The 22,568-nt window shown below is 64.2% G+C and carries 20 protein-coding genes; 12 read left to right on the top strand and 8 right to left on the bottom strand.

Annotated features, from left to right (window positions below; genetic code table 11):
• The first annotated feature begins 440 nt into the window (after positions 1-440).
• Together LDZ23_RS20795 and LDZ23_RS20800 are read left to right on the top strand one after the other, a co-directional pair.
• Positions 441-680 (top strand): DUF4148 domain-containing protein, encoded by a 240-nt coding sequence (locus tag LDZ23_RS20795; RefSeq protein WP_008354261.1) that lies wholly within the window; start codon positions 441-443, stop codon positions 678-680.
• Positions 681-1,328: 648 nt separating this feature from the next.
• Positions 1,329-1,898, top strand: coding sequence for a lipocalin family protein (locus LDZ23_RS20800; protein ID WP_008354260.1), 570 nt, complete (start codon positions 1,329-1,331; stop codon positions 1,896-1,898).
• A 4-nt stretch (positions 1,899-1,902) separates the two neighbouring features.
• Here LDZ23_RS20800 and LDZ23_RS20805 read toward each other — a convergent pair whose 3' ends face one another.
• Both LDZ23_RS20805 and LDZ23_RS20810 read right to left on the bottom strand, forming a co-directional pair.
• Positions 1,903-2,169 (bottom strand): hypothetical protein, encoded by a 267-nt coding sequence (locus tag LDZ23_RS20805; RefSeq protein WP_008354259.1) that lies wholly within the window; start codon positions 2,167-2,169, stop codon positions 1,903-1,905.
• A gap of 93 nt (positions 2,170-2,262) precedes the next feature.
• Positions 2,263-3,717 (bottom strand): sigma-54 interaction domain-containing protein, encoded by a 1,455-nt coding sequence (locus LDZ23_RS20810; RefSeq protein WP_008354258.1) that lies wholly within the window; start codon positions 3,715-3,717, stop codon positions 2,263-2,265.
• Between the two features lie 307 nt (positions 3,718-4,024).
• Here LDZ23_RS20810 and LDZ23_RS20815 point away from each other — a divergent pair, with 307 nt between their 5' ends.
• The 4 genes from LDZ23_RS20815 (at position 4,025) to LDZ23_RS20830 (ending at position 8,956) form a co-directional block, all read left to right on the top strand.
• Positions 4,025-5,425 (top strand): GntP family permease, encoded by a 1,401-nt coding sequence (locus LDZ23_RS20815; protein WP_008354257.1) that lies wholly within the window; start codon positions 4,025-4,027, stop codon positions 5,423-5,425.
• 745 nt (positions 5,426-6,170) lie between these two features.
• Positions 6,171-6,965: a 3-hydroxybutyrate dehydrogenase gene (locus tag LDZ23_RS20820; RefSeq protein ID WP_008354256.1), complete on the top strand. Its 795-nt coding sequence runs from the start codon at positions 6,171-6,173 to the stop codon at positions 6,963-6,965.
• A gap of 153 nt (positions 6,966-7,118) precedes the next feature.
• On the top strand, positions 7,119-8,678 hold the full coding sequence (locus tag LDZ23_RS20825) for a methyl-accepting chemotaxis protein (RefSeq protein WP_008354255.1): 1,560 nt from the start codon (positions 7,119-7,121) through the stop codon (positions 8,676-8,678).
• Between the two features lie 44 nt (positions 8,679-8,722).
• Complete coding sequence (locus LDZ23_RS20830) at positions 8,723-8,956, top strand: hypothetical protein (protein WP_008354254.1); 234 nt, start codon at positions 8,723-8,725, stop codon at positions 8,954-8,956.
• Here the strand turns inward: LDZ23_RS20830 and LDZ23_RS20835 are convergent.
• Entirely contained in the window at positions 8,953-10,941 is a 1,989-nt protein-coding gene (locus LDZ23_RS20835) for an AI-2E family transporter (RefSeq protein WP_008354253.1), read from the bottom strand. The two genes, LDZ23_RS20830 and LDZ23_RS20835, sit on opposite strands and share 4 nt — an antisense overlap.
• A 276-nt stretch (positions 10,942-11,217) precedes the next feature.
• On the opposite strand from LDZ23_RS20835, the gene LDZ23_RS20840 reads away from it, so the two are divergent.
• The 5 genes from LDZ23_RS20840 (at position 11,218) to zwf (ending at position 17,071) form a co-directional block, all read left to right on the top strand.
• On the top strand, positions 11,218-11,520 hold the full coding sequence (locus LDZ23_RS20840; RefSeq protein WP_008354251.1) for a hypothetical protein: 303 nt from the start codon (positions 11,218-11,220) through the stop codon (positions 11,518-11,520).
• 156 nt (positions 11,521-11,676) lie between these two features.
• A complete protein-coding gene (locus tag LDZ23_RS20845; RefSeq protein ID WP_008354250.1) occupies positions 11,677-12,306 on the top strand; it encodes a glutathione S-transferase family protein in 630 nt (209 codons plus the stop codon).
• A 61-nt stretch (positions 12,307-12,367) separates the two neighbouring features.
• On the top strand, positions 12,368-14,452 hold the full coding sequence (locus LDZ23_RS20850; protein ID WP_244808172.1) for a 2Fe-2S iron-sulfur cluster-binding protein: 2,085 nt from the start codon (positions 12,368-12,370) through the stop codon (positions 14,450-14,452).
• 69 nt (positions 14,453-14,521) lie between these two features.
• Entirely contained in the window at positions 14,522-15,421 is a 900-nt protein-coding gene (locus LDZ23_RS20855) for a LysR family transcriptional regulator (RefSeq protein WP_008354248.1), read from the top strand.
• Between the two features lie 174 nt (positions 15,422-15,595).
• Entirely contained in the window at positions 15,596-17,071 is a 1,476-nt protein-coding gene (zwf, locus tag LDZ23_RS20860) for a glucose-6-phosphate dehydrogenase (protein ID WP_033535836.1), read from the top strand.
• A gap of 1 nt (position 17,072) precedes the next feature.
• Here the strand turns inward: zwf and LDZ23_RS20865 are convergent, their stop codons facing one another.
• Positions 17,073-18,359, bottom strand: a complete 1,287-nt coding sequence (locus LDZ23_RS20865) for an FUSC family protein (protein ID WP_008354246.1) — start codon at positions 18,357-18,359, stop codon at positions 17,073-17,075.
• A gap of 88 nt (positions 18,360-18,447) precedes the next feature.
• Positions 18,448-19,086, bottom strand: coding sequence for a LysE family translocator (locus tag LDZ23_RS20870; RefSeq protein ID WP_008354245.1), 639 nt, complete (start codon positions 19,084-19,086; stop codon positions 18,448-18,450).
• A 159-nt stretch (positions 19,087-19,245) separates the two neighbouring features.
• Between LDZ23_RS20870 and wrbA the strand changes: the two genes are divergently transcribed.
• Entirely contained in the window at positions 19,246-19,848 is a 603-nt protein-coding gene (wrbA, locus tag LDZ23_RS20875) for an NAD(P)H:quinone oxidoreductase (RefSeq protein WP_008354244.1), read from the top strand.
• A gap of 7 nt (positions 19,849-19,855) precedes the next feature.
• On the opposite strand, the gene LDZ23_RS20880 is transcribed toward wrbA, so the two are convergent.
• The 3 genes from LDZ23_RS20880 to LDZ23_RS20890 are packed head-to-tail and all read right to left on the bottom strand — an operon-like array spanning position 19,856 to position 22,434.
• Entirely contained in the window at positions 19,856-21,472 is a 1,617-nt protein-coding gene (locus tag LDZ23_RS20880; RefSeq protein WP_008354243.1) for an alkaline phosphatase D family protein, read from the bottom strand.
• Positions 21,430-22,017, bottom strand: a complete 588-nt coding sequence (locus LDZ23_RS20885; protein WP_008354242.1) for a universal stress protein — start codon at positions 22,015-22,017, stop codon at positions 21,430-21,432. The genes LDZ23_RS20880 and LDZ23_RS20885 overlap by 43 nt, the downstream gene beginning before the upstream one ends.
• 30 nt (positions 22,018-22,047) lie before the next feature.
• Positions 22,048-22,434, bottom strand: coding sequence for a tellurite resistance TerB family protein (locus LDZ23_RS20890; RefSeq protein ID WP_008354241.1), 387 nt, complete (start codon positions 22,432-22,434; stop codon positions 22,048-22,050).
• Positions 22,435-22,568 lie beyond the last annotated feature (134 nt).

A 22,568-nucleotide genomic window follows, 5' to 3' on the forward strand; every position in this document is an offset into this window, starting at 1 on the left:
TCGCGACGGCGCGCGTGCACATGATAGGCGCATCGCGGGTCGGCCGTCTTCATGCGCGCAGTCAATCGGGACTATTTTTGCGATGAATCGAGCAATGTACCTCGCGCCGCGCCACTACGCGGTTCACAATGAGCTATCCCCATGGTTATCCACAGTTTCTGTGGATAAGTCGAGAGTAACTTTCATTCCGATAATTTTCTGATTCAACCACGAAACAAAGCGCCCCAAGTCGCGCAAAAAGGTCGTACGAATCGGAACGCATCCTTGCTGATCGCGTAAAAATCTCCGCATTAAGTGAGCGATTACTTGCCATCGCGGGCCCGCATTCATCCACTCTGAACAACAATGTGTTGGCTCAATCAGTATTTTTGTCCAATAGGAATCCTCCTAGACTGCCTCTCAAGCGTCGGCCCCGACGCACACGCATCCAGGAGATTCAAATGAAAAGCTCATTGATCGGCGGTCTCGTTTTGTCGGCGCTTCTCGCCACCGCGCCCGCTTTTGCGCAATCGACGCCTGTGGGCAAGACCCGCGCCGAAGTGAAAGCGGAGCTACAGAGCGCGCGTCGCGCGGGCGATCTGGATGCGGTCAACGCGCTGAGCTATCCGCAATTGCGTCCTTATCAGGAACGGCACGCACAGCTTCAGGCCGGCGTGCGCGACGGTTCCAGCGCGCACTGAACAGCAGCGATTTCGATAATCAGAGGAAGCAGTCTGAACTGGCCCTCCTCCACCGTCGGAATGAAGGTGGTTCGCCCGGTGCCCCCGCGCCGGGCTTTTTTTCGCGGTCAGAGCAAAGCCGCGTTCAGTACGCGTAGCCCGCGATGCTGAGACCGAAGACCGGCAGCATGATGGTGAGCTCCGAGGGAAAAAGGTGAGACGTTTCGGGAGCCTCCCCACGGTGAGCCAGCCGATACAGCCGCGCCTCACTTATAGCCGGATCATCGGGATCGCGAAGCAATTTCGGCAGCTCAGTCACATTCTTAAGTGGACCACCCAAGCCGTTGTTCTTTAACGCATTCGACTTGCTTGACCACGATGCGGCGCGGCATGTACTTCGAGCCGCCCGGTCATCGTTTCGAAACGCGCCGGCTTCGGCTACGCGACGCGCTCCGCTAAAGGTGAGCAGATTCGGGAGTCAGGAAAAGGCCTTGTCGCCAGGCCGCGGCCCAGGAATAAAACCCAGTCGGCACAGCTACTTGCGCTTCCCGCGGTTATTTACCCGCGTCATGGATACGCCTTGAGGTGAGGAAATTCGGGAGCCACTCGGCGGACGGAACGGCACTTGCTGCTCTGTCAGCCCTCGTACTTCTCACCCACCCCGGCAACATGACCATCAAAAGACCTTGGGCATACGGCGCTGCGGCGCTGGCTCTGATCGGCGGCGTCGCGACGCTGGCTGCATGCGCGTCGAACGGGGCGCGCCCAAGCGGCAACGACAACGTGCCCGAACCGTCGAAGGCCGTCGACATCGATCGCTATCTCGGTCACTGGCACGAGTTCGCGCGTTACGAAAATCGCTTCGAGCGCAATTGCGAAGCCGTCACGGCGAACTACGCGCGTCGCGAGGACGGGCTCGTATCCGTCGTCAACGCGTGCAGGCAAGGCGGGCTGAGCGGTCCGTACCGGTCGGCGGAAGGACGCGCGAAGATCGTCCCCGGATCGAATGGGACGAAGCTGAAGGTGTCGTTCTTCGGTCCGTTCTATGTCGGCGACTACTGGATTCTCGATCACGCCGACGATTACACGTGGTCCATCGTCGGCGAACCGACCGGGCGTTATCTGTGGATTTTGACGCGCGAGGCGAAGCCTTCGGCGGAGTTGCGTCGCACGCTGATCGAGCGCACGCGCGCGCTCGGTTACGACGTCACGATGCTGCGCGAAACGCAGCAAGGCTGACTTCTCAGCTTGCCTTGCAAGCGACGAGCAGCGAGTTCTGATTGTTCTCGGTCGACTGGCCAAGCACGTCGTAGCCGTTCGGACAGAGCGCCTTCGCGTTGTCCGTGCAATTGCGCCATCCGCCGTAGGCGGGGCATTGAATCTGTTGCGTCGGACGTCCGTCGGCGGAGAAAAGCGGCGGCGCGCTGCTGCATCCGGCGAGGGCCCACGCGCTGCCCGCCAGCATGATCGAAAGGCCGAGTTTTCTGCCGAGTTCCGTCGCGCTTTTCATCCGCTACCCCTTTGATTCTTGGTCGTTATTTTTCGATTTCGGGAGTATGCCACGCGAAGCTTTCGCGACAATTCGCCTGTTCGCAAAAGTGCGTCAGACGGCGATGCCGAGCGCCGCGATCTTCTTGTACAACGTCGCCCGTCCGATGCCGATTTTCTCCGCCGCATCCGCGACCCGACCGCCGCTCGCGCGCAACGCATCCGAGAGAAAGCGCCGCTCGAAATCGGCCATCGCGTCGGCGTACGACACGTTCGGCGGCTCGTCGCCTTCCTGGGCGACGGGTTCGGCCTGCGCCGCGATCGCCACTCGCCCCGCATCGATGAACGCGGAGAGCGCGCGGGCGTCGATGTGCTCGGTTTCGGACAGCATCAACGCGCGTTCGAGCGTGTTGCGCAGTTCGCGGACATTGCCGGGCCAGGAATACGCCTCGAGCAGTTGCAGGCCATCTTTATGCAGCACGAAATGGCCGACGTGCCCCGGCCGCGTATCGGCGGACAGGTCTTCGAGGATCGCGTAAGCGAGCGCTTCGATATCGGCGAGCCGGTCGCGCAACGGCGGCGCGTGGATCGTCAGCACGTTCAGCCGATAGAACAGGTCCGCGCGAAAGCGTCCCGCCGCGACGAGCGCGGGCAGATCGGCGGAGGTCGCCGCGATGATGCGGACATCCGCGCGCACGATGCGATTCGAGCCGAGCGGCTCGAACTCCTTGTCCTGCAGCACGCGCAGCAGCTTGCCCTGAAGCGGCAGCGGCATATCGCCGATTTCGTCGAGGAAAAGCGTGCCGCCATCGGCGAGTTCGAACTTGCCGACGCGCCCTTTCCGCTCCGCGCCCGTGTACGCGCCCGCCGCCGCGCCGAAGAACTCGACTTCGAGCAGCGTGTCGGGGATCGCCGCGACGTTGACGGTCACGAGCGGCTTACCCGCGCGCGTCGACGCGCCGTGGATCGAATGCGCGAGCAGTTCCTTGCCGGTGCCGGTTTCGCCGAGCAGAAGCACGGGCGAATCGACGAGCGCCGCGCGCCGCGCCTGACGTTTCACTTCGAGACTGACCGGGCTCGTGCCGACGAAGCTCGAAAACGTATACTTCGCGCGCCGCGCCTGCGCGAGCGACTGGCGCGTCGCGATCAGTTCCTGCTGCACGCGCGAGTAATGCGCGAACAGCGGCGTGAGCGCCTTCATCTCGTCGAAGAGCGCGAAGCCGATCGCGCCGACCGTCGCGCCGGAGTCGTCCTTTAGCGGCAGACGCGTGACGACGAGCGGCTCGCGATCCGTTTCCAGCACGTCGAGCAGAATCGGCTTGCCGGTCGCGACGACCTCGCGCATCAGGCTGTTCGGAATCACCGCTTCGCAGTCGAGTCCGATCGCGTCGAGCGGATCGTCGAAGCCGAAGCGCGCCGCGTAGCGCTTGTTGATCCACACGACGCGCGCGTCCGCGTCGACGATGAAGGTGCCTTCGCTCAGATTCTCGAAGGTCTTGAAAAGCGACTCCATCGCGCGGCGCATCACGTCGCTGTAGTCCGCCGGCACGTTGATCCAGTCGTTGCGCATGGCGCCCAAAGTCTCCGTTTTCTCCATATCGAGACGACTATCTCAATCCGGAGACGCGCCCGCTATCCGCATCTGCACTAGTTCTCAATGCTGTATGCAGCTGTTTCGATAGACGAGGATGTCTCCGTTCGGAGACATTTTCCTGAAACCTTGCGATGTCATCTTCCCCCGATGCCTGTCGCGCCTGAGTTTCAGCACACTGGCACGGAAAGTGCATTTTGCACGCGCGGTGCGTTATCCATGCGCCGGCAGCGCTTCCAGAAGAGGCGCGCTGACAGTTTCAAAGAACAACCATCACGGAGACTCAATGTCGTTCATCATCGTGCTCGCCGCCCTGGCGTTCCTGATGCTCGCCGCCTATCGCGGCTACAGCGTCATTCTTTTTGCGCCGATCGCCGCGCTCGCGGCCGTCCTCCTCACCGATCCCGCTGCCGTCGCGCCCGTTTTCTCCGGCATCTTCATGGAGAAGATGGTCGGCTTCGTGAAGCTCTACTTTCCTGTGTTTCTGCTCGGCGCGGTGTTCGGCAAGGTCATCGAGCTGTCGGGATTCTCGGAGTCGATCGTCGCCGCAGCCATTCGATACATCGGCAAGTCGCGCGTGAATGCGGTGATCGTCGCGGTGTGCGCGTTGCTCACCTATGGCGGCGTGTCGCTGTTCGTCGTCGTGTTCGCGGTGTATCCGTTCGCGGCTGAGATGTATCGGCAGAGCAATATTCCGAAGCGTCTGATGCCGGGCGCGATTGCGCTGGGCGCGTTCTCGTTCACGATGGATTCGCTGCCGGGCACGCCGCAGATTCAGAACATCATCCCGACGACGTTCTTCAAGACGACTGGCTGGGCCGCGCCGTGGCTGGGCGTGATCGGTTCGCTGTTCATTATCGTCGTCGGCCTGGCGTTTCTCGAATGGCGCCGGCGCTCGGCGATGGCCAAGGGCGAAGGCTACGGCACGTCGCTCGTGAATGAGCCGGAGCGTGTGGAATCGACGTCGCTGCCGAATCCGATGCTCGCGATCGCGCCGCTGATTCTCGTCGGCGTTGCCAACTTCGCGCTGACGAAGTGGATTCCGACGTGGTATGGCGCGAGCTATACCGTGCCGCCGGAAGTGCTGCCGGGCGTGCATGCGCCTGTCACGACGGCTGTCAAAACCGTCGTCGCGATCTGGGCGGTGGAAGGTGCGTTGCTGCTTGGCATCGTGCTCGTTCTGCTGACCGCGTTTTCGCGCGTGAAGGAGCGGTTCGCGGTGGGGACGCGGGCGGCCGTTGCGGGGGCGCTCCTCGCGGCGATGAACACGGCTTCCGAATATGGCTTCGGTGGTGTGATCGCGGCTTTGCCAGGGTTTCTCGTGGTCAGCGATGCGCTCAAGAGCATTCCCAATCCGCTCGTCAATGCGGCTATCTCCGTTTCGTCACTCGCGGGGATTACGGGGTCTGCTTCCGGCGGGATGAGTATCGCGCTTGCTGCCATGTCGGATACGTTTATCGCTGGCGCTCAAGCTGCACATATTCCTTTGGAAGTGCTGCATCGCGTTGTGGCTATGGCCTCCGGTGGTATGGATACGCTGCCGCATAACGGTGCTGTTATTACTCTTCTGGCCGTGACCGGGCTCACGCATCGCGAGTCTTATCGCGATATTTTCGCTGTGACCATCATCAAGACTTTGGCTGTGTTCTTTGTTATCGCAGTTTATTACGCGACCGGAATTGTTTGATTTTTTTCGGTTTACGCCGGATCCCGTTTTCTTAGTGGTCTATTAGCGTTGCCCCTGTGCGGGGCGGCACCTACTTTCTTTGCTGCTGCAAAGAAAGTAGGCAAAGAAAGCAGCTTTTCAAGCCCGCGGTCACACGCAATTTGGGTAGTCCTCTCGTCCTAGGCGGCACTCGCCTAAAGAGTGCCCTCGAAGGACTAACCGGGCTTGGCTCGCGCACGGTCTGCCGCCCGAAACCGTTGAGAACGCTGGTTCAGCACGAAATGGCTTCGGCACAGCGCTACGCGCTGCCGCCGGGTCCGCAAGGGAAACCAACGTGAGGCAAGTGCAGTGAGATGGAGGCGTTAGTGAAGAAGCGCATGCATCCCCGCTTGACCGGTCGGCCGCGAAGCGGGCTGGAGCTATTTCGTGCTGAACCAGTTTGTTATGTGGTGCGATGTTACAGACCGTGCGCGAGCCAAGCCCGATTAGGTGTTTGAGGGCACTCTTTAGGCAGCCCACGATGGACGAGAGGACTACCCAAATTGCGTGTGACCGCGGGCGTATCAGTAGCTGCTTTCTTTGCTTACTTTCTTTGCAGCAGCAAAGAAAGTGAGTGCCGCCCCGCACAGGGGCAGTGCTAATAGACCGACACGATCACGGGATCCGGCGAAAAAAAAGAAAAAACCCTAATTTACGCACAGCAAGCCAACACACCAAACTCCGCAGAACCCGATCAAAACTCCGGAAAGAAGGAAAAAACCCGCATATGACCCAAACCGCATTGAACAAAGCGCTCGCCGGCAAGACGGCATTGGTCACCGGCTCGACGAGCGGCATCGGCCTCGGCATCGCGACGGCACTCGCACAGGCAGGCGCGAATCTCGTGCTCAACGGTTTCGGCGATATCGAAGGCGCGCTGAAGCAGATCGAAGCCACCGGCGTGAAAGCGGTCCACCATCCCGCCGACATGACGAAGCCCGAAGAAATCGAAGCGATGATCGCCTTCGCAAACGAGCAATTCGGCGCCGTCGATGTCCTCGTCAACAACGCCGGCATCCAGCACGTCGCGACCATCGACGAATTCCCGGTCGATCGCTGGGACGCGATCATCGCGATCAATCTGAGCTCGGCGTTCCACACGATGCGCGTCGCGCTGCCGCAAATGCGCGCGCGCAACTGGGGCCGCGTCATCAATATCGCGTCGGTGCACGGGCTCGTCGGCTCGGCGGGCAAATCGGCGTACGTCGCCGCGAAACACGGCATTCTCGGCCTGACCAAAGTCGCCGCGCTCGAAAACGCCCGCACCGGCGTGACCGTCAACGCAATCTGCCCAGGCTTCGTGCTCACGCCGCTCGTGCAGAAACAGATCGACGATCTCGCCGCCCGCGACTCGCTCACGCCGGACGCGGCCCGCGCCAAGCTGCTCGGCGACAAACAGCCGTCCGCGCAATTCGTGACGGCGCAGCAGATCGGCGATATGGCCGTGTTCCTCTGCTCCGATGCCGCCAGCGAAATGCGCGGCTCGGCGCTGCAAATCGACGGCGGATGGAGCGCGCAGTAACTAACGCGCCCTATCGGCGACAAATCGCCACACTTGAGCGTTTCAGTCGGATTCCCCTAAAGATTGTGGGGCCAATCGCCGTTATGTCCTTGTAATAAGACGCGCGCCGCCTTCGAAAATCGGCGCGCGACGCGAAGAAGAATCAAGGACACCATGCGCAATAATCAGCCCGTAACCCAGCAAGAGTTCGAATTCCCCGCCTCGGCGATGCTCGTCTCCGCCACCGACCTTTCCGGCAACATCCAGTACTGCAATCCGGCTTTCGTGTCGGTGTCGGGCTTCTCGCGCGACGAGCTGATCGGCCAGCCGCACAACCTCATCCGGCATCCCGACATGCCGCGCGAAGCGTTCGCCGATCTCTGGTCGACCGTGCGCGCCGGCCGCTCGTGGACCGCGCTCGTCAAGAATCGCCGCAAGAACGGCGATCACTACTGGGTGCGCGCGAACGTCACGCCGGTGATGGACCACGGCAAGGTCGTCGGCTATCTCTCCGTGCGCGTGAAGCCGACGCGCGATGAAATCCGCGACGCCACCGCGCTCTACGCGCAGATCAAGGCCGGCAACGCGTCGCGACGCCTCGTGCGCGGCGCGCTCGTGAAGAACGGCATCGCGGGCAAGCTCGCGGCGCTCGCGAACCTGCCGGTGAGTTCGCGTCTCGCCACGGCTTTCGCCGCCGTGCCCGTCAGCATGCTGGTCGCGGCGCTGGCAGGATGGCGCGGCGTGCCGCCGCTGCCCTTCTGGATCGCGCTCGGCGTGAGTTCCGTTGCGAGCTTCGTGGGCTGGCTCGCGCTTTCGCGTCAGGTCGATGCGCCCGTCCGCACGATGTCCGGTTTCGCGGCGCGCATGGCCGCGGGCGATCTGACCGCCGACATGCCCGATGCGCGTCACGACGATCTCGGCGACGTGCAGCGCGCGCTCGGGCAGTTGAAGGCGAATCTCGCGGCGATCGTCTTCGACGTGCGCGGCCAGATCGGCGGCATGCTCGAGGCCGCCAACGAGATTTCGAGCGGCAACACGGACTTGTCGCGCCGCACGGAGATGCAGGCGGCATCGCTCGAACAGACGGCCGCGACGATGGATCAGCTCACGACGACCGTGCAAGGCAACGCCGACGCCACCGTGCGCGCGCTGGAAGTCGTCAAGGAAGCGCAGGCCGCGGCGGACGACGGCGGGCGCATCGCGAGCCAGGTCGAGCAGACGATGGCGGGCATCACGGCGGCGTCGCGGCGCATCGCGGACATCACCGATGTCATCGACGGCATCGCGTTCCAGACCAACATCCTCGCGCTCAACGCGGCCGTCGAGGCGGCGCGCGCGGGCGAAGCGGGCCGCTCGTTCGCGGTCGTCGCGACCGAAGTGCGCAATCTGGCGCAGCGCTGCGCGGCATCGGCGAAGGAAATCGAAGGCGTCGTCGCGACGAGCGTCGCGCAGATCGCGGAAGGCACGAGCCTCGTCGCGCGCACGACGAGCCAGATGCGCGCCATCGACGAAGCGGTGAACCGCGTATCGGCGATCATCATGGAAGTCGCGAAGGCGAGCGGCGAGCAGGCCGAGGGCATCGCGCAGGTGAATCAGGCGGTCGCGCATCTCGACGATTCGACCCAGCAGAACGCCGCGCTCGTCGAGCAGGCGGCGGCCACCGCGCAGCGCCTCGCGGAACGCGCGGTCGTGCTCGACGAAGCCGTGCGCCTCTTTACCGTGGCGAAGGCTTAGGATCGCTTGGTACTATCGGACATTGCCCACGAGGAGTGTCTCCGATGACCGCTGAGAACAATCGCACGGAAGAAGCGCGAGCGATGGAACGTATCGTCAACGCGACGCGCCAGGTTCAGTCCGCTTTCCTGGCGCTGCAAAAGCAGTTTCCGCCCGAAGGCGACGGCCGGCCTTCGCAGATGGCGCTGCAGACCTTCGACGCCGCGCTTCAGGAACTCGAAGACGCGCAAGCCGCCTTCGACACCATGCTCAACGATCTGTTCGACGGCAACCGCTAAATCGCCACGTTCTCGCGCGGGCCGTTCAGCGCGGTTTCATCGCCGGCGTCGTTGAGGCCCGCCCACGGCACGCCGTCGGCGGACTGGCGGCGCGCGGCGGCCACGCACGCTTCGACCAGCTCCCTGAACGACACCGCCGCCGAACTCGTACGCACGAGCACTTCGCCTTGCAGCGAACTTTCGGGGAAGATCAAGCCGACGATCAGTTCCGCCGACGGCGCGCGCTGATGCAGACGCCGCAGCAGGTTGCGCAGATACGGCGGCGACTCGGCGGCATCGAACGACACGACGCAGATGATCGTCACGCCGGCGAGATCGACCTCGCCGAAGCGTCCGCGCGAAAAGCGCTCGTAGCCCGCGAGGTCCGCGTACAGGCCGTGCTTGCGAAACAGCTGCACGGCGATGGTCGCCGCGAGATCGTCGAGCTCGCTTCTCCCCGCGATGCAGAGCACCGACGCCGTGTGGCCTTCCTTCTGCGCATCGAAGCGCGCGGGCGGCGTCTCGGGCGCGATGCGCGGCCCGTCGTCGGGCGATTCGAAACTCGCGGGCAAGTCCTCTTTCGGCGCGACGGTGACGGCCGTGTCCTCCGCATCCTCCAGCCCTTCGATGATGTCGAGCGCCGACTCGTTGATGCGCCGCAACTGATCCGCCGTGACGACGCCGCGCAGCACGTCGTTATGCGCGTAGCGCAAGCCTTCGAGCGCGACATCGTCGTAATACGCGATCAGAGAGCGTTCCTTGAGCAACGTCTCGGCCTGCACGAGCGCCTCGTCGGGATCGTTCGCGAGCAGGCGCTGATAGAAGTTCTCGGCGGGCGTGAGCGCGGGCCGGTCGCCGAACAGCACGTCGAGAAATTCGAGGCGATCGACATGGCGGCCGAGAATCACGAGGCAGAGCGTGAGCGGCGTCGAGAGCACGAGGCCGATCGGCCCCCAGATCCAGCTCCAGAAAATCGCCGCGACGATCACCGCGAACGGCGACAGGCCCGTGCTATGCCCGTACAGCAGCGGCTCGACGACTTGACCCGCGACGATGTCCGTCACGCCGAAGAGCACGATGGTCCACACGAGCATCGCCCAGCCGGGACCGACGGCCGCCGCGAACACGACCGCGACGATCGCCGCGATCCACGTTCCGACATACGGCACAAAGCGCAGAAGCGCGGTCATCACGCCGAAGAGCAGCGCGCCCGGCACGCCGATGATCGCAAGCCCGATCGAAATGACGATGCCCACGCCCACGTTGATGCCGAGCTGCGCGAGGAAGTAGCGCGACAGGCGCCGCGCGGCTTCGTCCATCGCGGTGGTCGCCCGATGCAGGTCGCGCGAGCCGAAAAGCCGTATCAGCCGGTCGCGCAGATCTTCGCGCTGAAGCAGGATGAACACCGCGACCACGAGCACGATGCCGGTGGTTTCCAGCGGACTGATGATCGGCGACAGAAAGCGCTGCGCGAGTTCCAGCGGCGTCGGCGTGGGCTCGTGCACTTCGACGGGCATCGGCTGGTCGATCGGCGAAGCGGCCGGATTGTCCTCGTTCTTCGGCTCCTGCTCGCGCGCGGGCGAAATCCGCTTCAGCGCGCGCGATGCGCGGCCGAGAAACTCATCGGCGCGGCCGACAGTCATCTTCTGCACGGAATCGATTTTGCGCTCGACGGCGACCTGATACTTCGGCAGATCGCCCGCGAGCTGCGCGACCTGAGCGCCGATCAGCGCGCCGACCGCCGTCAGCACCGACAGCGCGACCACTACGGCGACGATCACGGAAGGCACTTGCCCGAAGCGCAGCCGCCGCAGGAAATCGACGAACGGCGCGAGCAGAAAGCTCAGCAGAATCGCGAGGATGATCGGGATCATCACCGCGCGGCCGAAGTACAGCGCGCAAATGACGATGACGCCTGTCACGAGCGACGCCAGCGCGCGCACGCCGGGCGCTTCCGGCGGCAGGATCTTCGCGGGTGGCCGGCGCGGCCCGGGTGCTTGCGGCATGGAAACGGCTCGCTTTTAGTGTGTGGTCGGCGTGGAACGGCCAGTGCGCAGGCCGGAGCAACGTTGCATTATGCAAGACGCGTGCCGTCGATAAGCCGTTCGCCGCGAATAAGGTGAGCGCCTCCGGGATTCAAATTCGGCTGCGATCGGTTCAATGGTGAGGCAATACGGGAGCGAGCGCGCCGGAACAAACGCTGGTCTGGTTGTAAGAAGGGTGATCGGCCAATGCACCGGCGCGCGGACTACACTGAATCACGCTCTGCATTGGAGTCCGCCATGAACGCGATCCGCGCTTCAGTCGTAGTCATATCGGCATTCGCCGTCACATCGGCGTTCGCGCAGCTTCATCCGAGCGCCGAAACCGACATGTACGCGCCGCAAAACAGCACCAAGCTCATGCCGAACGCGCCGCTCGGCAGTCAATACCCGACGCACGGCAACGCGCAGGCCGGCGAGCTCAATCTCAATCCGAGCGATCCGCGCGCGCAGCTCGTCAACGGCCTGCCGAACAACGCCAACAGCGGCGGATACGGTTCGCCGCTCGCCGGCAACAAGGCGAACGTGCCGCGCGGCGAATAAATGACGTGGGTCCGCGCACCGATAGCGCGCTCACCATTCTCGTTTCGAGAATGGTGATTTGAAAATCGACGGGATTCTCCTCATCACGGCAAGAACCGATACTCGATTCACAGGACGGGACGTCTCCCGGCCATCAACCGAATCAGGGAATCTGCCGTGAAGATCTATCACCATCCGCTGTCCGGGCACTCGCACCGCGCGCGTCTCTTCCTGAATCTGCTGGGCGTCGAACACGAAGAAGCGTTCGTCGATCTCGCCGCCGCCGCGCACAAGACGCCCGACTATCTGAAGCTGAACCGCTTCGGCCAGATTCCCGTGCTCGTCGATGGCGACACGGTCATCGCCGATTCGAACGCGATCCTCGTCTATCTCGCGAAAAAAGCCGGCAACACGAAGTGGCTGCCCGAAACGCCCGCCGAAGCCGCCGCCGTGCAGCGCTGGCTCTCCGTCGCGGCCGGGCAGATCGCGTTCGGTCCCGCCGCCGCGCGTCTCATCACCGTGTTCGGCGCGAAGTTCGACGCGAACGAAGTCATCGCCCGCGCGCACAACGTCCTCAAGGTGCTCGACGCGGAACTGGCGAATCGCGACTGGATCGCCGATATCGACGAGACCGCCGCCGCGCACCCGACCATCGCGGATGTCGCGCTCTACAGCTATATCTCGAGCGCGCCCGAAGGCAACGTCGACCTTTCCGCCTACGCGAACGTGAACGCGTGGCTGAAGCGCGTCGAAGCGCTGAAGGGTTTCGTTCCGTTCCAAAAGACGGCCGCGGGTCTCGCGGCGTAAAGTGAGCGCGGCGGCCGGCTCGCGCCGTGCCGCCGCGCCCGAATCGAAGAGGCATACGATCATGTCCGCTTCCGCGCTTGGCAATGTCAAACAGGTCGCCACGCCCTCGCCGTGGCATCGCGGCGAACTCGCCATTCAGAAGGCTTTCGGCGTCGACGAGCGCATGGACGGCGTCGGCCGGCGCGTCGTGCGCGATTACATGCCGGATCAGCATCGCCAGTTCTTCGGGCAACTGCCGTTCATCGTGGCCGGTTCCGTCGATGAACGCGGCGATCCATGGGCGACGCTGCTCGCCGGGCATCCCGGCTTCATGCACGCGACCGATGCCAAAACGCTGTCGATGAGCCCCGCCCGCGATCCGCTCGATCCCGCCGACGCCGGCATGCGCGATGGCGCGTCGATCGGCCTGCTCGGCATCGAAATGCACACGCGCCGCCGCAATCGCATGAACGGCGTGATTCATCGCGATGGCGCGAACCTCGCGTTCGACGTGGCCGTCGAACAGAGCTTCGGCAATTGCCCGCAGTACATCCAGTTGCGCGATTTCGAGTTCGTGCGCGATCCTTCCTTGCCGTCGCCGGTCGAGCCGCTCGAATCCGACGCCCTTTCGCCGCGCGCAAAAGCGATGATCGCGAACGCGGATACGTTCTTCGTCGCGTCGTATTTCGATCGCGAGGACGGGCATCGGCAAGTGGACGTGTCGCATCGCGGCGGCAAACCGGGTTTCGTGCGTCTGTCGGACGACGGCTCGCTCACGATTCCCGATTTCGCCGGCAATCTCTTCTTCAACACGCTCGGCAACATTCTCGTGAACGCTCGCGCGGGACTCGTGTTCGCGGACTTCGAAACCGGCGACATGCTGCAGCTCGCGGGCGACGCGGAAGTGCTGCTCGACTCGCCCGAAACCGCCGCATTTCAGGGCGCGGAACGGCTGTGGCGCTTCACGCCGCGCCGCATCGTGTATCGCGCCGAGGCGCTGCCCTTGCGATGGAAAGCGCGCAGCGACGGCGCATCGCCCAATTCGCTGATGACCGGCGACTGGACGCAAGTGGCCGAGCGCCTGAAGGCGGCCACGCTCGCGAACGTGTGGCGCGCGTTTCGCGTGAGCAGAATCGTCGATGAAAGCGATGCGATCCGCTCGTTCCATCTCGAACCCGCCGATGGCGCGGGCATCGTTCCGCACAAGGCCGGTCAGCATCTGCCGATGCGCGTGACGCTGCCGGGCGAGGCGAAACCGCAGATTCGCACGTACACGCTGTCGGTCGCGCCGTCGGACGGCGTGTATCGCATCAGCGTGAAGCGCGACGGGCGCGTGTCGGCGCATCTGCACGACACGCTGAAAGCGGGCGACGTCATCGAGGCGCGCGCGCCCGCCGGAGACTTCACGATCGATCCGTTCGAGCAGCGTCCCGCCGTGCTGATGGCGGCGGGCGTCGGCATCACGCCGATGCTCGCGATGTTGCGGCACATCGTCTACGAAGGCTTGAGGAAGCGCCGCGTGCGGCCGGTGTGGATGATCGTGTCGGCGCATTCGCTCGCGAGCCGCGCGTTCTCGCGCGAAATCGATGCGCTCGCGCAGAGCGCGGGCGGCGCGGTGACCGTGATCCGCGTGCTCAGCGACACGAACGGCGCGCAAATGGACCGCGATTACGACGTGTCCGGGCGCATCGACATCGATCTGCTGACGAGCCGTCTGCCCTTCAACGACTACGACTTCTATCTGTGCGGGCCGGGCGCGTTCATGCAGTCGATCTACGATGGCCTGCGCGCGCTCAATGTCGCCGATGCGCGCGTGCATGCGGAAGCGTTCGGTCCATCGGCGCTCAAGCGCACGGCGGATCGCGGCGCCGACGTCAAGCCGATGCGTCCCGCCGCGACCGAGTCCGTGAAGATCGAATTCCTGAAGTCGGGCGCGAGCGCGCAATGGCAGCCGGGCAGCGGCACCTTGCTGGAACTCGCCGAAGCGAGCGGTCTGTCGCCCGAGTTCAACTGCCGCGGCGGCACTTGCGGCACATGCCGGACGCGCATCGCGAAAGGCGCGGTGTCGTATGAAAGCGAGCCGGCGTTTCATGTCGGCGATGACGAAGCGCTGATCTGCTGCGCGATGCCCGCCGCCGAAGGAGACACGCTCGAACTCGATCTGTAACGATTGTGCCCCGCGCGCATATCCGTGAGAATGCACGGCATCTCAAGCCTGCATGTCTCGTGCTTTCCCATGGACCGTTTACAGGCAATGACGACCTTCGTCACGGTGGTCGAAACCGGCGGCTTCGCATCGGCGGCGCGCAAGCTCGACGTGTCGCCGTCGGTCGTGAGCCGCGTCGTGACGGAACTCGAAGAACATCTCGGCGTGCGCCTGCTCACGCGCACCACACGCGTCGTGCGTCTCACCGACGCCGGCAGCGGCTATTTCGAGGACTGCCGCCGCATTCTCGGCGAAATCGATAACGCCGAACTTTCCGCGACCGGCACGCATTCCTCGCCGCGCGGACTGCTTTCGATCACCGCGCCGGTGATGTTCGGCCGCCTGCACGTCACGCCGATCGTCCTCGATTATCTGGGCCGTTATCCCGAAGCGGACGCAAGCTGCTGGTTCGTCGATCGCGTGGTGAATCTCGTCGATGAAGGCATCGACGTGGCGGTGCGGATCGCGCAATTGCCGGACTCGTCGTTGCAGGCGATCAACGTCGGGCGCGTGCGGCGCGTGCTGTGCGCCTCGCCCGCTTATCTCGCGAAGCACGGCACGCCACGTCATCCGGACGATCTCGCGGAGCATGTCGTGATTGCGTCGACGGGTTCGTCGACGCCCCCGGAATGGCGTCTCTCCGACGGCGAGCGGCAGTTTCTCGTGCGCTCGCATCCTCGCCTGACGACGACCACCAACGACTCGGCCATCGCCGCCGCGCTCGCGGATTTCGGCATCGCGCGGCTCCTGTCGTATCAGATCGCGCAACACGTTGCCGACGGGCGTCTCGCAATCGTGCTGCCGGAGTTCGAGACGCCGCCCCTGCCGATCCATCTCGTGCATCGCGAAGGGCGTCACGTCACGCAGAAGGTCCGCGCATTTCTCGACCTCGCCGTGACGACGCTGCGCGCGAACGAATCGTTGCGCTGAGCGCGTTAAACAAACACGTCTTCGGTGACAAATCGTCCATCGCTCGCCGAATCGAACGGCCGTTAGCACGACTGCCGTGCAAAATGCCGGCAAAACATGCAACATAGCTGTCTCGAACGATCGCTTCGATCGCCGCGCTTTCGGCTTATCTGAACCCTTACCGGCTCACGCACCATGACGAATCCAACTTCTCCCGTGAATGAACGCCCGCTCGACATGATCATCTTCGGCGGCGGCGGAGACCTGGCGGCGCGCAAGCTGCTGCCGGCGCTCTACATGGCGCACACGCACTGCAACCTGCCCGCGGACACGCGCATTCTCGCCATCGGCCGCAAGGACTGGACGCGCGAGGATTACCTCAAGAATTTCATGGAAGAGCAGGCGCGCCCTTTCATCGATTCCAAGGTTTTCGATGCCCAGTCGTGGGACAAATTTCTCGCGCTCTTCGATTACGTGCGCATCGACGTCGAGAATCCTGGCGATTTCGAGCGTCTCGCACAGGCCGTGCGTCCTGGCTCGCAGCGCGTGCTGTATCTGTCGACGTCGCCGGAACTGTTCGTGACGATCTGCACCAACCTCGATAACGCCGGCATTCTCGACGAAAACGCCCGCGTCGTGCTTGAAAAGCCGCTCGGCCACGATCTCGCATCGGCGCGCGCGATCAACGATGCGGTCGGCAAGCACTTCAAGGAAGAGCAGATCTATCGCATCGACCATTATCTCGGCAAGGAAACCGTGCAGAACCTGATGGTGCTGCGCTTCGGCAACGCGATCTTCGGCCCGCTGTGGCAGGCGCCGTACATCAAGAGCGTGCAGATCACGGTGTCGGAGACGGTGGGCGTCGGCAGCCGCGCGGGCTTCTACGATCACACCGGCGCATTGCGCGACATGGTGCAGAACCACTTGCTGCAACTGCTTTGCATTGTCGCGATGGAGCCGCCCGTCTCGCTCGATCCGGACGCCGTGCGCGACGAAAAGCTGAAGGTGCTGAAGTCGCTGCGGCCGATGACCGTCGCCGATATCGCACGCGACACCGTGCGCGGCCAGTACACGGCGGGCGCGGTCGGCGGCGAGGCGGTGAAGGGTTATCTCGAAGAGCAGAACGTGCCCGCCGACAGCCGCGCGGAAACCTTCGTGGCGCTGCGCGCGCATATCAACAACTGGCGCTGGGCCAACGTGCCGTTCTTCCTGCGCACGGGCAAGCGCATGCAGAATCGCCGCTCGGAGATCGTCATCGACTTCGCGGACCTGCCGTTCTCGATCATCCCCGAAGGCCCGCGCCATTACGGCAACCGCCTGACGATCACGCTGCAGCCGGAAGAATCGATCCAACTTCAGATGATGGCGAAGGAACCCGGCAGCGGCATGCACATGCAGCCCGTCACGCTCAATCTCGACCTGCAGCAGGCCATGACGCAGCGGCGCGCGGAAGCGTACGAGCGCTTGCTCATCGACGTGATTCGCGGCCGCCTCACGCACTTCATGCGGCGCGACGAACTGGAAGCGGCATGGACGTGGGTGGAGCCGATTCTCAACGGCTGGAAGGAACTCGGCGACCGTCCGCGCGGTTATACGGCGGGAACGTTCGGCCCGGCCGCTTCGAGCGCGTTGATGGCGCGCGAGAATCTCGCCTGGGCGGAAGAAGCCTGATTCACCGCATCGCGGCGTGCGGCCCCCGTTTCGAGGCCCACGCCGCGCCCACGGCCATCACCGCGGACAACACCACGATGCCCGCGAGAATGCCTTCGAGCCGCATCAGCGCGGGCATCGGGTCCGACGACCAATGGTGGTCCTGCACGAACACCATGATGAACGCGATGCTGAACTGCCGTCCGACATAGCTCGCGCCCTGCGTGCCCGTCTGCACATGACAGCCGATCCACACGCCCACGCATAGCGCGATCATGCAGGCGAACGCGTTGTCGCCGAGTAGCGGCAACAGCGCGAGACTCGCCGCGCCCGCCAGCAGACAGCCGATGAAACGCTGAATCATGCGCTCGGCGATCGGCTTTCGCGTCGGCTTGCCGAGCGCCGATGTCGGCAAGATCAGCACGGCAACCGCCGTCACCATCGCCTGCGCGAAGCCGGGCAGATTCCACGCATATGCGATCGCCGCGAGGATCATCACCGACCATGCGCCTTGCCACGCGAGCCGCTTGCGCATCGCGAGCGCGGTCTGCTCGGCGCGCGCGAGGTGCGTCGCGTCGAGCGCCTGCACGGCGCGGGCGGCATCGGAAGGAATGACGGTGACGGTTTGCGCGTTGACGCCATCGACGCGATCCACGGTGGATGCCGCCTGCGCGCGCGGCACCGGCGGCGCGCCGCGCGACTTGCGATAGTGCTGCACGCCCGCATGCACAAGCGCCGACACGGCCACGCACGCGGCCGTCCCGACCATCACTTCGGCGACGCGCAAGAGCGCAAACGACGCCGTCGCCGCCGCGGATTCGAGCCGATGCGCCTCGAACGTGACCATGAGCGAGGTCACGCCGCCGAGCACCCACGCGTAGCCCGCATCGGAAACGAGCGCCCGATACACCGACATGCCGACGATCGCCCCGAGCAGCGGCACGAAGAGCCACGGCACGTCGCCGATGATCGGCCCGGCGACCGCGCCGATCAGCGCGCCGGCGATCGTCCCGACCACGCGATGCACGCCGCGTTGCGCGCACGCCGAGAATTTCGACTGCATCACCGCGAAGCCGCTGATCGCGGCCCACCAGATGTTGCTCAAATGGAAAGCGTAGGCGAGCGCGACGGCAAGTCCGACGGAAAGCATCGCCTGCGTGGCGAAGAGCGCACGGGCGGGCGTCGGCCTGATCGCGACGAGTTCGCGCCCGAGCGCGGCGAAGGCGTCGCGGACGATGTGGACGAACGCGGCTGCGGCGGTTTCGTGCGGGATCGGGCGGGCGCTTCGGGAAGAATCGTCGGTCGGCATCGTTCTCGCGATTGTTCGGACGTCTGGCTTGAGCGTAGCCGCCGATCGTCCGGATGCAAAGCCGAACCGCGAAAGTGCGGCAAATCCGCTACACGCGCGAAGTGAGCAGACGCAGGCCCGCCGCGCCGAACACGAGCGCGAGACATGCATCGAGGCCGCGCTGGATGCGTTTGTGCATGCGCCGCGCGGAGGCCATCGAGAAGAGCGCGGCATAGCCGCCGAACACGCATACGCCGATGCAGAGGCACCCCGCGACGACGACGAGCATGTGTCCCGGCCCTTCCCCCGCCGACGATCCGAGCGCCGCCACGGACATCCACACGAGAATCGCTTTCGGATTCGTGAGATGCAGAAGTGCGCCGCGCGCGTAGAGCCTGCGCGCGCTCTGCCCTTGCGCATCCGCCGACGAAGCGCGCAGCGGCGGCTTCAACGCCGCGCGTCCCGACTTGAACGCGAGCCACAACAGATACAGCCCGCCGCAGATCTTCACGCCGACGAGAAAGCCCGAGTACGCCGTCAGCGCGGCGGAGAGGCCGAGCGCGGCGAGCATCGCCCAGAAGAAGGAGCCGGACATCACGCCCGCCGCGAACGCGAAGGCCGCGCGCCGCCCGGACGTGCTCGCGATCGACATGATCGCGAGATTGCTCGGCCCGGGACTCGCGGTGCCGACGAAATACGCCGAATAAGCGATGAGCAGATTCGCGCTGAGCAAGGCGTGGCCGTTCATGGCGTGTGCGTCTCCGGTTCGGGTTTCGGGCAGTGTCGTCGAAGGCAGACGCGCGCGTCCATGAACGCTTCGCATTTTTGCGGGCAGGCCAGTTCCTTGCGCACGCACTCGCCGGTGCTATCTTTGAATGCGCACAAGCCCCTCTCACAAGGACACATCATGGCGAAAGTACTGGTTCTCTATTATTCGATGTACGGCCACGTGGAAACGATGGCGCAAGCGATAGCCGAAGGCGCGCGCGGCGTCGCGGGCACGGAAGTCACGCTCAAACGCGTGCCCGAAACGATTCCCGCCGATCAGGCCGCGAAGATCGGCGTGAAGCTCGATCAGCAGGCGCCGGTCGCGACCGTCGACGAACTCGCCGACTACGACGCGATCATCTTCGGCACGCCGACGCGCTTCGGCAACATGGCCGGCCAGATGCGCACGTTTCTCGATCAGACGGGCGGGCTCTGGGTGAAAGGCGCGCTCGTCGGCAAGATCGGCAGCGTGTTTTCATCGACGGCTTCGCAACACGGCGGACAGGAAACCACGATCACATCGTTCCATACGACGCTGCTGCATCACGGCATGGTGATCGTCGGCGTGCCGTATGCGTGCGCGGGACTCACGAACATGAGCGAGGTGTCCGGCGGCACGCCCTACGGCGCGACGACGCTCGCTTCGTCCGACGGCAGCCGTCAGCCATCGCAGAACGAACTCGATATCGCGCGTTATCAGGGCAAGCACGTCGCCGAGCTGGCCGCGAAGCTCGCCGCTTAAGCGACGCTCACGCCTCGACGTCGAGCTTCACTTCGTACAGCGACTTGCCGTTGAGGTCGTGCAGCGAGACCGTCAGCGCGCGGCTCGCGGGATCGATCTTCGCGCGGCCATAGAACTGCTGCATGGCCGCGGGCGAACGGTTCTGCGGATTGTCCTTCGGCACGCTGACATAGCGCAGTTCGGGACCGAACGTCATGTCGAGATCGTTCGGGCCGAACGTGCCCGCGTTGATCGGCCCGCCGACGAATTCCCAGAACGGCTTGAACTCCGTGAACTTCGCGCGCGACGGATCGTAGTGCGTCGCCTGCGCGTAGTGCACGTCCGCCGTAATCCACACGACGTTCCTGATGTCTTCCTGCTTAATGAAGCGCAGGATGTCGGCAAGCTCCAGTTCGCGGCCGGACGGCGCGCCGTTGTCCGCGTTGGCCCATGCCTCGAAGGTGCCTTTGGGCACATCGGGGTTCGCATCGGGCACGACGAGCGAGATCGGCATGTCGCTCGCAATCACCTTCCACGTCGCGCGCGATGCCTTGAGCGATGCCTTCAGCCACGCGGTCTGCTGCGAGCCGAGAAATGCCGAATCCGCGTCGAGACGCGTTTGCGTGTTCGGCGAGTTCGCGCCGCGATACGAACGCTCGTCGAGCATGAACACATCGAGCAGCGGCCCGAACTGAAAGCCGCGATACACCTGTTCCGGATCGAGCTGATTGATGCGATACGGGTTGTACTCGAACATCGCCTGCTTCGCGCGCGCTTCGAGCAGGTTGATCGAACGCGTCTGATAACGCTTCTCCGCTTCGCCGATCACTTGTCCCGGATACCAGTTGTTGCGCACTTCGTGATCGTCCCATTGCACGAGGAACGGCACTTCGGCTGCGAAGCGGCGCTTGTTTTTATCGAGCTGGTTATAGGCGAACGCCGCGCGATAGTCGTCGAGCGTCTGCGCGACATGCGACTTCCCTTCGGTCACGATGTTCGTCCACATCGTGCCGTCGGGCAGCTTCACTTCCGGTTCGATCACGCTGTCCGCATAGATCTGATCGCCCTGATGGATGAAGAAATCCGGCGCTTCGCGACGCATCGCTTCATAGATGCGATAGCCGCCGAAGCGCTCGTTGATGCCCCAGCCCTGCCCCGCTTCATCGCCGGAAAATACGAAGCAGATCGGCTTCTCCGCTTCGATCGATGCCGTGCGCAGACGTCCCGTCACCGGCTCGCTGTAGGCTTTGCCATCGACGAGATCGGCGAAGCGCACGCGATAGAACACATCGGCGCCGGGCGGCAGGCCGGTCAGATCGACGCGCGCCGTGAAACCACTGCTTTCGAGCGCGGCCGGTCCGATGCGCCGTTGAATCGTCCTGAAGCTTTCGCTCGTCGAATACTCGACGATCATGCGCGCGGGCCGGTCCGTGCGGCTCCAGACGATGCCGCTCGTCGCGGTGACGTCGCCGCTCATCACGCCGCTGGGTAGTTGCGGACGCAACTTGTCGGCGGTGACGACGGCGGGCGCGACGCCTTGCGCGAGGGCATCGGCGAGACCCGCGCCTGTCAGGGCGAGGCCCGTGCCGGAAACGAGGCCCTTCAGCAAGGTGCGTCGGGACGGTTTGATGATGCGATCCGGCATGGCGAGCTTCCTCTCGAACTGAATGATGGGGTTGTGCGCTGCGTCGAATCGACGATGGTAAAGCGTAACGGTGTCGCTTTTGTTTCAACGCTCGCTTCATTACCCGCGCGGTTCGATGCGATCAGCACGCGGCGATTGCTGTGGCGGCTCACGGCATCGGCCACGCGTTCTTCCCAGAAACGCCAGTGCGTGGCTTTCGTGCGGCCTATCACGATGAGATCCGCGTCGAACTCGCGCGCCGCCTGCGCGATCGTGCGCGCGAGCGTCGTGCCGCCCGGCAGGTCCATCGTCACGCACATGCCGTTGATGCTCGACGCGCGTATCGCCTGAAGCGTGCGCTTCTCGACTTCGCGCGCGAGGTCGTCGACCTGCGCGAGCGCCACGCCGAAGTCGTATTGCGCGGACGATATCGCCCAGAACGGCGCGCGGTCCACGACATGAAGCGCCGTGAGGCGCGCGTTGCATTCGCGGGCCCGCGCGATGCCGAGCGCAAGCGCCGCATGGCTGCCATCCGGTCCCACTGCGACGAGAACGTGTTGTTGCATGATGTCGTCTCCGGTTGAGTTTCGCGCGGTTCAGTGCATGCGCCACGCGCGCTTCACTGCATCGATCACGGCGGCTTCCGTGCAACTCATGACGCCATCCGCGACCACCGCCGATTCGCACAGCGTGAGCACATCGCGTCGCACGCGCTCGTCGGATACGTCCTGCGCGAGCTGATGCACGACATGCGGGTCGACGCGGCACACGTCGTCCCATGTGAGATACGAGCATCGCGTGAGATCCTCGCAAACCTCGCGCACGACGTCGTGCAACTCGCCCGCATGAAGCCCGAGCCGCGCATAGAAGCCGCGCCGTTCGAGCGCTTCGATTTCCGCGCTGCCGATATGCCCGTCCGCGATCAGCGACATCACGACGATGCGCGCGGCCGCGCGAGGACTGTCCGATGGATAGTGGCGCATGGCATTTCTCCTTCGATGAAACGTCGTCAATGAAAGGCAGTGCGATGGTTTCGATCAGGACCGCGCCGCCCGGATGCCTTGCATCGTAGGCGCGGACAATGAGCGTCGAATGAGCGTGCGATGTCTGCGCGAGC

Origin of the sequence: Caballeronia zhejiangensis (assembly GCF_022879815.1) — a bacterium.
Lineage (GTDB): Bacteria > Pseudomonadota > Gammaproteobacteria > Burkholderiales > Burkholderiaceae > Caballeronia > Caballeronia zhejiangensis.

Coding starts and splice junctions, on each gene's coding strand:
- wrbA (WP_008354244.1), top strand. CDS start 19,246: ATGGCGAAAGTACTGGTTCTCTATTATTCGATGTACGGCCACGTGGAA.
- LDZ23_RS20815 (WP_008354257.1), top strand. CDS start 4,025: ATGTCGTTCATCATCGTGCTCGCCGCCCTGGCGTTCCTGATGCTCGCC.
- LDZ23_RS20840 (WP_008354251.1), top strand. CDS start 11,218: ATGAACGCGATCCGCGCTTCAGTCGTAGTCATATCGGCATTCGCCGTC.
- LDZ23_RS20850 (WP_244808172.1), top strand. CDS start 12,368: ATGTCCGCTTCCGCGCTTGGCAATGTCAAACAGGTCGCCACGCCCTCG.
- LDZ23_RS20855 (WP_008354248.1), top strand. CDS start 14,522: ATGGACCGTTTACAGGCAATGACGACCTTCGTCACGGTGGTCGAAACC.
- LDZ23_RS20820 (WP_008354256.1), top strand. CDS start 6,171: ATGACCCAAACCGCATTGAACAAAGCGCTCGCCGGCAAGACGGCATTG.
- LDZ23_RS20870 (WP_008354245.1), bottom strand. CDS start 19,086: ATGAACGGCCACGCCTTGCTCAGCGCGAATCTGCTCATCGCTTATTCG.
- LDZ23_RS20880 (WP_008354243.1), bottom strand. CDS start 21,472: ATGCCGGATCGCATCATCAAACCGTCCCGACGCACCTTGCTGAAGGGC.
- LDZ23_RS20825 (WP_008354255.1), top strand. CDS start 7,119: ATGCGCAATAATCAGCCCGTAACCCAGCAAGAGTTCGAATTCCCCGCC.
- zwf (WP_033535836.1), top strand. CDS start 15,596: ATGACGAATCCAACTTCTCCCGTGAATGAACGCCCGCTCGACATGATC.
- LDZ23_RS20800 (WP_008354260.1), top strand. CDS start 1,329: ATGACCATCAAAAGACCTTGGGCATACGGCGCTGCGGCGCTGGCTCTG.
- LDZ23_RS20830 (WP_008354254.1), top strand. CDS start 8,723: ATGACCGCTGAGAACAATCGCACGGAAGAAGCGCGAGCGATGGAACGT.
- LDZ23_RS20865 (WP_008354246.1), bottom strand. CDS start 18,359: ATGCCGACCGACGATTCTTCCCGAAGCGCCCGCCCGATCCCGCACGAA.
- LDZ23_RS20805 (WP_008354259.1), bottom strand. CDS start 2,169: ATGAAAAGCGCGACGGAACTCGGCAGAAAACTCGGCCTTTCGATCATG.
- LDZ23_RS20835 (WP_008354253.1), bottom strand. CDS start 10,941: ATGCCGCAAGCACCCGGGCCGCGCCGGCCACCCGCGAAGATCCTGCCG.
- LDZ23_RS20885 (WP_008354242.1), bottom strand. CDS start 22,017: ATGCAACAACACGTTCTCGTCGCAGTGGGACCGGATGGCAGCCATGCG.
- LDZ23_RS20795 (WP_008354261.1), top strand. CDS start 441: ATGAAAAGCTCATTGATCGGCGGTCTCGTTTTGTCGGCGCTTCTCGCC.
- LDZ23_RS20810 (WP_008354258.1), bottom strand. CDS start 3,717: ATGCGCAACGACTGGATCAACGTGCCGGCGGACTACAGCGACGTGATG.
- LDZ23_RS20890 (WP_008354241.1), bottom strand. CDS start 22,434: ATGCGCCACTATCCATCGGACAGTCCTCGCGCGGCCGCGCGCATCGTC.